Here is a 12,024-nt window from a genome sequence, read left to right as displayed (position 1 = left end):
ACGTGTGCCGAACACCCTCACCACCTTCGGGAGTCAGTCATGTCAGACCGCTTCGACGTCGTCGTACTCGGAGCTGGCCCCGGCGGCTACGTCGCCGCCATCCGCGCCGCCCAGCTGGGCAAGCGGGTCGCGGTCGTCGAGGAGAAGTACTGGGGCGGTGTCTGCCTGAACGTCGGCTGCATCCCCACCAAGGCGCTGCTGCGCAACGCCGAGCTCGCCCACATCTTCAACCACGAGGCCAAGACCTTCGGCATCAAGGTCGACGGCACCGTGTCCTTCGACTACGGCGAGGCGTTCCGCCGCAGCCGCACGGTCGCGGACGGCCGCGTCAAGGGCGTCCACTTCCTGATGAAGAAGAACGGGATCACCGAGTTCGACGGCCGGGGCACCTTCCTCGACGCGAACACCCTCCAGGTGGCGAAGTCCGACGGCACCACGCAGACCATCACGTTCGACAACTGCATCATCGCCACCGGCGCCACCGCGCGCCTGCTGCCCGGCACGGCCCTCAGCGACCGCGTCGTGTCGTACGAGGAGCAGATCCTCGCCGAGGACGCCCCGCAGTCGATCATCATCGCCGGCGCCGGCGCGATCGGCATCGAGTTCGCCTACGTGCTGAACAACTACGGGACCAAGGTCACCATCGTCGAGTTCCTCGACCGCATGGCCCCCCTGGAGGACGAGGAGGTGTCCAAGGAGCTCGCCAAGCAGTACCGCAAGCTCGGCATCGACGTCCTCACCTCCACCCGCGTCGAGGCCATCGACGAGTCCGGCCCGCAGGTCCGCGTCACCGTCACCGGCAAGGACGGCGCGACCAAGGTCCTGGAGGCCGACAAGGTCCTGCAGGCCATCGGCTTCGCCCCGAACGTGTCCGGCTATGGCCTGGAGAACACCGGTGTCGCCCTGACCGACCGCGGCGCCATCGACGTCGACGGCCGCTGCCGCACCTCCGTGCCGCACATCTACGCCATCGGCGACGTCACCGCCAAGCTGATGCTCGCGCACACCGCCGAGGCCATGGGTGTCATCGCCGCCGAGACCATCGCGGACGCCGAGACGATGGAACTCGACTACCCGATGATCCCGCGCGCGACCTACTGCCAGCCGCAGATCGCCAGCTTCGGCTACACCGAGGCGCAGGCCCGCGAGAAGGGCTACGACGTCAAGGTCGCCAAGTTCCCCTTCATGGCCAACGGCAAGGCCCATGGCCTGGGCGACTCGACCGGCTTCGTGAAGATCGTCGCCGACGCCGAGTACGGCGAGATCATCGGCGCTCACCTCATCGGCCCCGACGTCACCGAGCTCCTCCCCGAGCTCACCCTGGCCCAGCAGTGGGACCTCACCGTCCACGAGGTCGCCCGCAACGTGCACGCCCACCCCACCCTTGGCGAAGCCGTCAAGGAAGCCATCCACGGCATCGCCGGACACATGATCAACTTCTGAGTCGCGGGTTTCTCTCAGGTATCACCCACAAAGGGGTGATAGGCACAGAGATGTGCCGAGTGACTCCCCTTCTCATGCGCCGGGTGGCGAACCGTCCCGACCGATCAGGTCGTGGGTGCGTTCGTCACCCGGTACGCATGTCTGGCTGGCGATCATCACGGTCACCAGCCTGGTGATCGCGCTCTCCTCGGAGGGTCTCGAGCACTATCTGCTGCACCGCAGCAGCAGCAATCTCTACGAGCTCTCGCGTCATCCGATGCGGGCGCTGCTCGGCAGCGCCTTCTGGATCGAGAATCCGGCGAGCCTGCCTTTCTACGCCGTGCTCTTCGAGGTGTTCCACGCGCCGGTGGAGCGCTGGCTCGGCACGGTGAAGTGGCTGGCCGTCGTCACGACGGCGCATGTCGCGGCCACGCTCATCAGCCAGAACGTGGTCCTGGCGGCGATCAAGGACCACGACGTGCCGCGCAGCATGGCGCACGTCGTCGACATCGGGGTGAGCTACGGCCTCGCGGCCTCGATCGGCATCCTGACCTACCGGCTCCCGCGGCCCTGGCGCTGGCCCTACCTCGCGGGGGCGGTGGCCTTCTTCGCCGTACCGCTGGTCACCAGTCACACGTACACGGACCTGGGCCATGCGGTCTCGCTGCTGATCGGGCTGGCGTTCTGGCCGCTCACCCGGAGAAAACCGCTGGTGGGGCCCGGGAGGCCCGGAGCACACTAGGGGTACGAGAGCGGGGCGGCCGCTTCGAGCGCGCGGAGGCGAACCGCGCGGGCCGCCCCGCTTCCTCGGAGCAGAGGTCAGGCCTGGAGCAGGCGCTCCAGGACGACGGCGATGCCGTCCTCCTCGTTCGACGCGGTGACCTCGTCGGCCACCGCCTTCAGCTCCCCGTGGGCGTTGGCCATGGCCACGCCGTGGGCCGCCCAGCCGAACATCGGGATGTCGTTGGGCATGTCGCCGAAGGCGATCGTCTCCGCGGCCTTCACGCCGAGCCGGCGGGCGGCCAGCGAGAGGCCGGTCGCCTTGCTGAGGCCCAGCGGCAGGACCTCGACGATCCCGGGGCCGGCCATGACGACGTCCACGAGCCCGCCGACCGTCTCGCGCGAGACGCGGGTGAGCTCGTCGTCGGACAGCGTCGGGTGCTGGATGTAGAGCTTCGTCAGCGGCGCCGACCACACCTCCGCCGGGTCCTCGAACGGCACGTACGGCAGCGGCCCCTCCTGGGTCCGGTAGCCGGGGCCGACCAGGACCTCGCCCTCCAGGCCGTCGCGGCTGGCGGCCACGGCGAGCGGCCCGACCTCCGCCTCGATCTTGGAGAGGGCGAGCCCGGCGAGCTGCCGGTCGAGGGTCAGGGAGGTCAGCAGCCGGTGCTCGCCGGCGTGGTAGACCTGCGCGCCCTGGCCGCAGACGGCCAGCCCCTCGTAGCCGAGGTCGTCGAGGATGTGCCGGGTCCACGGCACCGCCCGCCCGGTCACGACGATGTGCGCGGCCCCCGCCGCCGTTGCGGCGGCGAGGGCGTCCCGCGTGCGGGTGGAGACGGACTCGTCGGCGCGCAGCAGCGTGCCGTCGAGGTCCGTCGCGACCAGGCGGTAGGGGAACGGGCTCACTTGGAGATCGGCTCCAGGACCTCACGACCGCCGAGGTAGGGGCGCAGCACCTCGGGCACCCGCACCGAGCCGTCGGCCAGCTGGTGGTTCTCCAGGATCGCCACGATGGTGCGCGGGACGGCGCACAGCGTGCCGTTCAGGGTGGCCAGCGGCTGGACGGTCTTCTTGCCCTCCTTCTCGTCGCGCATGCGCACGGAGAGGCGGCGGGCCTGGAAGCCGTCGCAGTTGGAGGCGGAGGTCAGCTCGCGGTACTTGCCCTGGGTCGGGATCCAGGCCTCGCAGTCGAACTTGCGCGAGGCGGAGGCGCCCAGGTCGCCGGTGGCGACGTCGATCACCTGGAACGGCAGCTCCAGGGAGGTGAGCCACTGCTTCTCCCATTCCAGGAGGCGCTTGTGCTCGGCCTCGGCGTCCTCCGGAGCGACGTACGAGAACATCTCGACCTTGTCGAACTGGTGGACGCGGAAGATGCCGCGGGTGTCCTTGCCGTACGTGCCGGCCTCGCGGCGGAAGCACGGCGAGAAACCGGCGTAGCGCAGCGGCAGCTTGTCGGCCTCGATGATCTCGTCCATGTGGTACGCGGCGAGCGGAACCTCGGAGGTGCCGACCAGGTAGTAGTCGTCCTTCTCCAGGTGGTACACGTTCTCGGCGGCCTGGCCGAGGAAGCCGGTGCCCTCCATGGCGCGCGGGCGGACCAGCGCGGGGGTGAGCATCGGGATGAAGCCGGCCTCGGTGGCCTGCGCGATCGCCGCGTTGACCAGGGCGAGCTCCAGGAGCGCGCCGACGCCGGTCAGGTAGTAGAAGCGCGAGCCGGAGACCTTGGCGCCGCGCTCGACGTCGATGGCGCCCAGCGCCTCGCCGAGCTCCAGGTGGTCCTTGGGCTCGAAGCCCTCGGCGGCGAAGTCGCGGATGGTGCCGTGCGTCTCGAGGACGACGAAGTCCTCCTCGCCGCCGACCGGCACGTCCGGGTGGACGAGGTTGCCGAGCTGGAGCAGCAGCGCGCGGGCCGTCTCGTCGGCCTCGTTCTGCTCGGCCTCGGCGGCCTTGACGTCGGTCTTGAGCTGTTCGGCCTTCTGGAGGAGCGTGGCGCGCTCCTCGGGGGAGGCCTTGGGGATCAGCTTGCCGAGCGCCTTCTGCTCGGAGCGGAGTTCGTCGAAGCGGACGCCGGACGACCTGCGCCGCTCATCGGCGGAGAGCAGGGCGTCGACGAGGGCGACGTCCTCTCCACGGGCGCGCTGGGAGGCGCGAACACGGTCGGGGTCCTCACGGAGCAGGCGAAGGTCAATCACCCCACCAGGCTACCGGTGCCACTGCGAGCGGCCCTACTCGATATGGCAATGCGTGTCGCTTTGCCCGAATTGCTTTATTTTCCCGTGATTTCCCGGTCCCGGGATTCTCCACAGCAATACACAGCGAGGGTGAGTTATCCACAGGCTGTGCGAAAGATCTGTGGATGGTGAAGATCGGCGATCTTCGTCGCCATTTTCCCACTCCTTCGGGTGGGAATTGCTCGCTCCAAAGAGTGGCACGTCGGAATGGGGGTGACGAGGATTTGTCGACCGCTTCCGACGGCCTTGTCGACTTGTCCCCAGGTCGAGAAGCGCGCCTGTGGATAACTTCTGTGGGTAACCGAAAAGTATGCAGGTAGGACCGGTGGTTCGGACCTGTGGACGAACCACCGCACCCAGAGGTGAGGCACCCCCGCAGACGGGGCACTTGGTCAGGCCCGGAGACGGGCCCTCGGGTCAGGCCGGAGAACGGGGCCCTCGGGTCAGGCCCGGCCGTCCTGAACCCGCGCCAGCCAGTCGGAGGCCTCGGTGAACTCCGCGTCCGAGGTTCCGCGGCGCAGCGGCCGTACGTCCTCGCGCGAGGCGCCCGCCCTCGGGTACGAGCCGAGGAAGCGCACGTTCGGGCAGATCCGCTTCAGGCCCATCAGCGCCTCGCCGACCCGCCGGTCCGCGATGTGCCCCTCCGCGTCGACGGCGAAGCAGTAATTGCCGATGCCCGCGCCCGTGGGCCGCGACTGGATCAGCATCAGGTTCACACCGCGCACGGCGAATTCCTGGAGAAGTTCCAGCAGCGCGCCCGGGTGGTCGTCGCCCAGCCACAGCACGACCGAGGTCTTGTCCGCGCCCGTCGGCGCCGCCGGGCGGGCCGGCCGGCCCACGAGCACGAAACGCGTCTCCGCGTTCTCGGCGTCGTGGATCTCCGTGACCAGGGCCTCGAGACCGTACGTCGCCGCCGCGAACTCACCCGCGAAGGCCGCGTCGAACCGGCCCTCCTGGACCAGCCGCGCGCCGTCCGCGTTGGACGCGGCCGACTCCCACACCGCCTCGGGCAGGTGGGCCCGCATCCAGTTCCGGACCTGCGGCTGGGCGACCGGATGGCCGGTGACCGTCTTGATCTCCGACAGCTTGGTCCCGGGCCGTACGAGCAGCGCGAAGGCGATCGGCAGCAGCACCTCGCGGTAGATCATCAGCGGCTCGCCCGAGGCCAGCTCGTCGAGGGTCGCGGTCACCCCGCCCTCGACCGAGTTCTCGATCGGCACGAGCGCCGCCGCCGCCTCGCCGTTCCGTACGGCGTCGAGCGCCGCCGGGACCGAGACCATCGGCACGAGCTCCCGTGTCGCGGCCTCGGGCAGCGTACGCAGCGCGGCCTCCGTGAAGGTGCCTTCGGGACCGAGATACGTATAACGGGTGGCGGACATACGGTCACCCTAACGGCCTCGCGCCCCAGGACGCCCCTCGTTCAGGACTCCAGCAGGCGCTGTCCCACGTACTCGCCCTCCGCCGCGCCGCCGGGCACCGCGAACAGACCGCTCGCCTCGTGCCGGATGAACGGGGACAGCGCGTCGCCCCGGTCGAGCTTGCGCTGCACCGGGACGAAGCCGCGCAGCGGATCCGCCTGCCAGCAGACGAAGAGCAGTCCCGCGTCCGGGGTCCCGTCGCTCGCGATCCCGTCGTGGAAGGAGAACGGCCGGCGCAGCATGGCCGCTCCGCCGTTCTGTTCGGGGGCGGAGATCCGGGAATGGGCGTTGTCGGGGATGACGGCCTTGCCGTCCGGGCCGATCTTGTTCAGGTCCAGCTCGGTGGTCTCGGTCCCGCCGGTCAGCGGTGCGCCGTCCGCCTTCCGCCGCCCGATCACCTTCTCCTGCTTGTCCAGGGAGAGCTTCTCCCAGTCGTCGAGCAGCATCCGGATCCGGCGGACGACCGCGTACGAGCCGCCCGCCATCCAGTCCTGGGCGCCGGACGCGCCCTGCGGGACGAAGATCCGCCGGTCGAAGTCGGGTTCCGTCGGCTTCGGGTTCCCGGTGCCGTCGACCTGGCCCATGAGGTTCCGGGCCGTCATCGGACGGGCGGTGGCCCCGGCGGACCGGTTGAAGCCGTTCATCTGCCAGCGCACCCGGGCCGCGTCGCCCGCGTCCTTCTGGAGCGCGCGCAGCGCGTGGAAGGCGACGAGCGCGTCGTCCGCGCCGATCTGCACCCACAGGTCGCCCTCCGAGCGCTTGGGGTCGAGGACGTCGGAGGAGAAGGCGGGCAGCGGGTCCAGCTGGGTGGGGCGGCGGGCGGCGAGCCCGGTGCGGTCGAAGAAGGTACGGCCGAAGCCGAAGGTCACGGTCAGGGACGAGGGCCCGGCGTCGAGCGCGATCCCCGTGTCGGCGGTCGTGGGACGGCCCGCCATCAGCTCCTTCGCCGTGGCCGACCAGCGGCGCAGCAGTGCGGCGGCCTCCTTGCGGCCGGCCCCGGGGACGAGGTCGAAGGCGACCAGGTGCCCCCGGGACTGAAGCGGAGTGGTGATCCCCGCTTGATGTTTCCCGTGAAACATCACCTCGGTCGAACCGACCGTCGTGAGGGCCGGGGAGCCGCCCGAGTCCGAGCCGGAGGTGTCCCCGGCGGCCGAGATCCCCACGCCGCCGGCCGCGCCGATCACGAGACCGGTCGCGCCCGCCGCCCCGACGGTGCCGAGGAGCCGCCGCCGGGAGATGTCAAGGTTGTCGTTGCTCACGGGGTCTCAGCCGATCTTCACGTTCTTCTCGATGGTGGTCTGGTCGATGTCGGAGGTGCGGACCGTCACCTGCATCAGCCATTCGCCCGGCATCGGCAGCTGGACGCCGGTCGCGCTCCAGTGTCCGGTCTGGATGCGGTCGGGCAGCACGGGCAGCGGGCCGATCTCCTTCTCCTTGAGCGTGAAGGCGACCTTCACCTCCGGGACGTCCAGCGGGCGCCCGTTGGGCCGCAGCACATAGAGGTGCAGCGCGTTGGCGCCGGTGCGGCCGGGGTCGAGGGTGAGCTGCACGGTGCCCTTGCCGTCCACGCCGCCCGTGTCGAAGGGGATGCGGACGTCGATCGGACGGTCGGGGACGGCGGCCGCGCCGGCGGCGGTGCGGCCCTTGCCGGCCTCCTCCTCCGTGCGGGCGGGCTCGGTGGAGGTCAGGACGGTCGTCACGGCGAGCAGTACGACCGCGACGGCGGCCTCGGTCAGCACCGAACGGCGCAGCCCGGCCCGCTCGGGGTCGGCGTCCCGCTCCTTCTTCCGCAGCGCGGTGGCGACGGCGGCCCGCTGCCGTGCGAGCTGCTCGGCCCGCCCGGCGTCGACCTGGTCAGAGGCCTCCGACACCGCGGAGGTCGGCTCTTCCTCGAAGGTCGTCTCTTCCTCGGACGTCGTCTCATCCCCGGGCGATGCCTCTTCCCCGGACGTCGTCCCCACCCCCGCCGGCTCCGCCAGCCGCCGTACCCAGCGTCGCGACACCCAGCCGATCCCGACCAGCACGGCGACCAGGCCGATCTTGACGAGCAGCAGCTGCCCGTACCGGGTGTCGGTGAGGGCCGACCAGGTGCCGACCTGGCGCCAGGACTGGTAGAGGCCGGTGGCCGCCAGGACGACGACCGAGCCGAAGGCCACCGTCGAGTAGCGGTCGACCGCCGCCCGCTCGACCGACGGGGCCCGGTGGAGCGCGACGAGCAGGGCCGTGAGCCCGCCGAGCCATACGGCCACGGCCAGCAGGTGCAGGATGTCGACCGGCATGGCCACGCCCGGCTGGAGCCCGGTCGAGGCGTGTTCGGCGAGCGCCCAGGTGCCGGCGATGCCGGCGGCGACGACGGTGCCGCCGAGGGCGAGCCCGAAGGTCAGGTCCTTGTGCTCCTTCTCGTCCGTCCGCCGGGCGTACGCGCCGAAGAGGACGGCCACGAAGAGCGCCGCCGCACCGAGCAGCAGCAGCCGGGAGGAGAGCGCGGCCCCGGTCTTCGTCTGCAGCACGGCCTGGAGCCCGCCCAGGTCGAGGACGTCGGCGAGCTTCCCGGTCCGCGTGTACGCGTGGCGGAGCAGCAGCAGCGCCAGGGTGGCGGCGGTCAGCGTCAGCCAGCCCTGGACCACGAGCCGCTGCACCGGGCGCACGGCCGCCCCGCGCGGCCAGCAGACCAGGACGAAGGCGCCGCCGCCGACGAGGACGACGAAACCCGCGTACGAGAGGTAGCGCGCGATCCCGTACAGCGCGCCGACGAGCCCGCCGCCGACCGCCGTGTCGGGCAGGGCGACGGAGGTCGTGGAGGGCGCGCCGACGGAGAAGGTGAAGGCTCCGGAGACCGGGTGGCTGTCGGCGGAGACGGTCTGCCAGGCCACCGTGTAGGTGCCGTCGGGCAGTCCGGGCAGCAGCGCGACCCCGTAGCGGACGACGGAGCCGCTGCACAGGTCGCGGATCTCCCCGGTGTCGACCCGCTTCCCCGACGGGTCGAGGACCCGGATGGAGTCGCCGCTCATGGCGACCTGCTCGGAGAAGGTGAGGTTGACCTGCTTGGGGGCGGTGGCGACCACCGCCCCGTCCTGCGGGTCGCTGCCGGTCAGCGCCGCGTGCGCGGACGCGGGGCCCGCGGTGGCGAGCAGCGTGCCGAGGAGCGCGGCGACGACGAGCAGCAGCCGGGTGAGGGCCGGCCCGAGGCGCGGGGCGGTGGACGTCATGGGTGTGTCACTCCCTCAAAGAGCTCAGTGCTGCTTGGGGTTGTGGTTGGGCGCCTCGACGGGAAGGTCGACCTTGAGGGGGCCGGACTTCTCGAAGTGCAGCTCGATGGCGACCTTCTCGCCCTGCTTCGGCGTGCTCTTCAGCTCCATGAACATGAGGTGCTTGCCACCGCGTTCGAGCTTGAGGTCGCCGTTCGCCGGGATGTCGAAGGACGTCACCTGCTGCATCTTCTGGTTCTTCGTCTCGTGCATCGTGACGTCGTCGGAGATGCCGCTGGTGACGGAGGTGAGCCTGTCGGCGGTGTCACCGCTGTTGGTGATGGTGAGGAAGCCGCCGGCCATGTCCATCACGGGCTGCGGCATGAAGGCGCCGCTCACCGTGAGTTCGGGCTTGCCCGACTTCGCGGAGTCGGACGAGCCGTCGGACGAACACCCCGTCAGCGCGAGGGCGGCGGCGAGCGCCACGGTGGCGGACAGGGCGGTGGTGCGGCGGGTCACGGGTTCTCCCCCTTGATGAGCTTGGGCAGGTCCTTGGCGTAGGCGTCGGACGTGGTGTCCTCGCCGTAGAGGACGTAGCCCTGGTCGGTCGTCGGCGAGAAGGCGATCACCTGGGCGCCGTGCATGGACACGACGGTGCCGTCCTTCTCCTTCTTCGGCGGGTCGATGCCGATGCCGATCGACCGGGCACCGGCCTGGATCGCCGAGAAGTCGCCGGTGAGACCGACGAACGAGGGGTCGCCGGCGGCCGGCAGCCACTTGCCGAGCTCGGCGGCCGTGTCGCGCTCGGGGTCGGTGGTGACGAAGACGACCTGGAGCTTGTCCTGGTCCGCCTTGGGGAGCTGCTTGCGCGCGATGGCGATGTTGCTCATCGTCAGGGGGCAGACGTCCGGGCAGTGGGTGTAGCCGAAGTAGATCAGCGTCGGCTTGCCCTTGGTCTTCTCGCGCAGGTCGTACTTCTGGCCCTTGGTGTCGGTGAGGACGAGGGCGGGCTTGGTGAACGGCCGGTCCAGGACGGTGCCGGCCTTGGTGCTGTCGGTGCCGCCGGAGAAGTCGGCGACCGGGGCGTTGGTGCCGCCGGACGCCGAGTCGTCACCGCCGCCGAGACCGACGGTGGCCGTGATGCCGATCGCCGCGACGATCGCCGCGGCGGCGATGATCAGTGGGGCGCGGCGGCCGGGGCGGCCGCCGCCTGTCGTGCTGTCGGACATGGTGTGTCTTTCGGTCTTGCCGGTGCGGGTGTCGTGCCGATGAGGGCGAGGGGGGGGCCGTCAGGCCGAGCGGCGGCGTCCGGCGAGGACACCGAAGGCGACGCCGGCGAGACCGACGAGGATGCCGACGACGCCGAGCACCCGGGCCGCGCTGTCGGTGGCGGACGCGGCGGCCTCCTCGTGCTCGCCGCCCTTGTCGTCGTGCCCGCCCTTGCCGGCGGCCTTGTCGTCGGCGGCGGGTGCGGCCGCGCCGCCGTGGTGGTCGCCGGTGGCGGCGGACAGCTTGAGGACCGGCGCGGGGTTCTCGGGCTCGGCGGCGCCCTCCTTGGGCTCCTCGATCCAGCGCACGACCTCGTTGTTGTCGTAGGTCTGGATCGCCTTGAGGACGAGCTGGTCGGTGTCCTCGGGCAGCCGGCCGAGGGAGAGCGGGAACTGCTGGAACTGGCCGGGTCCGATCTTCGAACCGTCCGCGCTCCAGGTGACCTTGGCGACGGCCTCGTTGATCTTCTTGCCGTGCAGCTCCAGCGGCTTGGCGAGCTTCGCCTTGGTGACCTCGACCTTCCAGCCGGGGACCGGCTGCGGCATGACGGAGGCCAGCGGGTGGTCGGTCGGGAAGTTGATCTCGACCTTGACCGTGGAGGCGTTGTCGCGCTCGTTCGGCACCTTCACGTTGACGGTGGCGTAGCCGCCCTTGGCGGCCTCGCCCTGCGGCTGCACGCCGACATGCGCGAAGGCGGTGCCGGACAGCAGCAGGACGGAGGAGGCGGCGACGGCACCGGCGAGGGCGGTGCGGGAGAGGAACGTACGGGAAACGCTCATGGCAGAAACACTCCAGCTCGAGAACGAGGCGCGGAAGACATCCGCAGGACAGGGTGTGGCGCGGACCGCACGGTCCCCGGAGGGATCCGGGGCGCGCGGGAAGGCCGCGGACCCGCTCACCGGATGGTGCGGAGCGGTCCGCGTCAGGCTGCGAGGACGCAGGCGGCCGCGGGCGGGCCGCGCCTGATCACCGTGTGCTGAAGTGCCTCGGCCGCCGGGGGCGGTGAGGAGTCGGAGGCCGTACGGGCAGGGGGCCGCGGCCCGGTGACCGGAGCGCCCGGCAGACCGGCGAGCAGGGCCCGTACGAGGGAGAGGGCGGCGCGCAGCGCCCGGACGAGCGCGCACTCGGCGAGCTCGACGGCGCCCTGCGCGGACAGCGCGACGAGCCGCCCGAGGGCGAGGTCGCCGCGGCGCAGCAGCCAGCCGGTGGCGAGCGCGGCCAGCAGGTGGCCGAGCAGCATCGGGAGGCTGGGCACGAGTTCGGCGCTGCGGGCCGTGGCGTTCGCCGCGTCCGTCATGCCGGCCATGTGGTGGTGCGCCCCGACCGTGGTCGACGCGGGGGCGAGCCCGGCGTCGCGGATGATCCCGGCCGCGTCGGCGGGGCTCATCGTGGCGGTGCCGCGGCCGCAGACCAGCTTGGCGGCGAGCCGGAGCAGGGTCTCGTCGGTCCGCGCGCCGAGGGCCGGCGGGCGCTGCCCGAGCCCGAACAGGGCGTGCAGGCCGACCTGTCCGGCCGCCAGCGCGCCGACGATGACGGGGAGCGAACGCTCCCGCCCGGAGAAGAGCACCGTGATCCCGAAGACGCCGAGGAATCCGGCGACGGCGGACCACAGGGCGATGCCCTCGCAGGCGGCCAGCGCGTGCCCCAGCGCGGACAGCACGACACAGACCGCGGTGAAGACCGCGGCCCTCAGCATGCGTGGCGCGAGCGCGGGGGCAGACATGGCGGGCCCATCATCGCACCAGGCCCCGTCCTCCCATGCGGCAGGTCCGGAAG

11 protein-coding genes are annotated in these 12,024 nt (G+C 71.3%); 2 read left to right on the top strand and 9 right to left on the bottom strand.

The annotated features are described in order from the left end of the window. The first annotated feature begins 39 nt into the window (after nt 1–39). Both lpdA and ACIGXE_RS10245 read left to right on the top strand, forming a co-directional pair. The gene (gene lpdA / locus ACIGXE_RS10250) at nt 40–1,443 is read left to right on the top strand and encodes a dihydrolipoyl dehydrogenase (protein ID WP_399745485.1); all 1,404 of its coding nucleotides are present in this window, start codon (nt 40–42) and stop codon (nt 1,441–1,443) included. 52 nt (nt 1,444–1,495) lie between these two features. After that, nucleotides 1,496–2,164, top strand: a complete 669-nt coding sequence (locus tag ACIGXE_RS10245) for a rhomboid-like protein (RefSeq protein ID WP_399745483.1) — start codon at nt 1,496–1,498, stop codon at nt 2,162–2,164. A 77-nt stretch (nt 2,165–2,241) separates the two neighbouring features. Here ACIGXE_RS10245 and ACIGXE_RS10240 read toward each other — a convergent pair whose 3' ends face one another. The 9 genes from ACIGXE_RS10240 to ACIGXE_RS10200 all read right to left on the bottom strand — a co-directional run bounded on the left by ACIGXE_RS10240 (nt 2,242) and on the right by ACIGXE_RS10200 (nt 11,971). After that, nucleotides 2,242–3,048 carry an HAD family hydrolase gene (locus ACIGXE_RS10240; protein ID WP_399745481.1) on the bottom strand — a complete coding sequence of 269 codons (807 nt, stop codon included), beginning with the start codon at nt 3,046–3,048 and terminating at the stop codon, nt 2,242–2,244. Continuing rightward, nucleotides 3,045–4,334 (bottom strand): serine--tRNA ligase, encoded by a 1,290-nt coding sequence (gene serS, locus ACIGXE_RS10235; protein WP_399745479.1) that lies wholly within the window; start codon nt 4,332–4,334, stop codon nt 3,045–3,047. The genes ACIGXE_RS10240 and serS overlap by 4 nt, the downstream gene beginning before the upstream one ends. Before the next feature lie 482 nt (nt 4,335–4,816). Continuing rightward, entirely contained in the window at nt 4,817–5,752 is a 936-nt protein-coding gene (pheA, locus tag ACIGXE_RS10230; protein ID WP_399745476.1) for a prephenate dehydratase, read from the bottom strand. Between the two features lie 41 nt (nt 5,753–5,793). Continuing rightward, nucleotides 5,794–7,050 carry an iron uptake transporter deferrochelatase/peroxidase subunit gene (efeB, locus tag ACIGXE_RS10225; RefSeq protein WP_399745474.1) on the bottom strand — a complete coding sequence of 419 codons (1,257 nt, stop codon included), beginning with the start codon at nt 7,048–7,050 and terminating at the stop codon, nt 5,794–5,796. Between the two features lie 6 nt (nt 7,051–7,056). Then, entirely contained in the window at nt 7,057–9,000 is a 1,944-nt protein-coding gene (locus ACIGXE_RS10220; RefSeq protein ID WP_399745472.1) for a copper resistance CopC/CopD family protein, read from the bottom strand. A gap of 24 nt (nt 9,001–9,024) precedes the next feature. Continuing rightward, the gene (locus ACIGXE_RS10215) at nt 9,025–9,498 is read right to left on the bottom strand and encodes a copper chaperone PCu(A)C (protein ID WP_399745470.1); all 474 of its coding nucleotides are present in this window, start codon (nt 9,496–9,498) and stop codon (nt 9,025–9,027) included. Further along, complete coding sequence (locus tag ACIGXE_RS10210; protein WP_399745468.1) at nt 9,495–10,208, bottom strand: SCO family protein; 714 nt, start codon at nt 10,206–10,208, stop codon at nt 9,495–9,497. Before ACIGXE_RS10210 ends, ACIGXE_RS10215 begins: the two co-directional genes overlap by 4 nt. 60 nt (nt 10,209–10,268) lie before the next feature. Beyond that, nucleotides 10,269–11,027: a YcnI family protein gene (locus ACIGXE_RS10205; protein WP_399745466.1), complete on the bottom strand. Its 759-nt coding sequence runs from the start codon at nt 11,025–11,027 to the stop codon at nt 10,269–10,271. 143 nt (nt 11,028–11,170) lie between these two features. After that, nucleotides 11,171–11,971: a hypothetical protein gene (locus ACIGXE_RS10200; protein ID WP_399745464.1), complete on the bottom strand. Its 801-nt coding sequence runs from the start codon at nt 11,969–11,971 to the stop codon at nt 11,171–11,173. Between the last annotated feature and the right edge of the window lie 53 nt (nt 11,972–12,024).

It is taken from the genome of Streptomyces sp. NPDC053431 (assembly GCF_044544925.1).
In the GTDB taxonomy this organism is placed as follows: Bacteria; Actinomycetota; Actinomycetes; order Streptomycetales; family Streptomycetaceae; genus Streptomyces.
This window is presented reverse-complemented; position numbering and strand designations above follow the sequence as displayed.

Coding starts and splice junctions, on each gene's coding strand:
- lpdA (WP_399745485.1), top strand. CDS start 40: ATGTCAGACCGCTTCGACGTCGTCGTACTCGGAGCTGGCCCCGGCGGC.
- ACIGXE_RS10200 (WP_399745464.1), bottom strand. CDS start 11,971: ATGTCTGCCCCCGCGCTCGCGCCACGCATGCTGAGGGCCGCGGTCTTC.
- ACIGXE_RS10220 (WP_399745472.1), bottom strand. CDS start 9,000: ATGACGTCCACCGCCCCGCGCCTCGGGCCGGCCCTCACCCGGCTGCTG.
- ACIGXE_RS10210 (WP_399745468.1), bottom strand. CDS start 10,208: ATGTCCGACAGCACGACAGGCGGCGGCCGCCCCGGCCGCCGCGCCCCA.
- ACIGXE_RS10205 (WP_399745466.1), bottom strand. CDS start 11,027: ATGAGCGTTTCCCGTACGTTCCTCTCCCGCACCGCCCTCGCCGGTGCC.
- pheA (WP_399745476.1), bottom strand. CDS start 5,752: ATGTCCGCCACCCGTTATACGTATCTCGGTCCCGAAGGCACCTTCACG.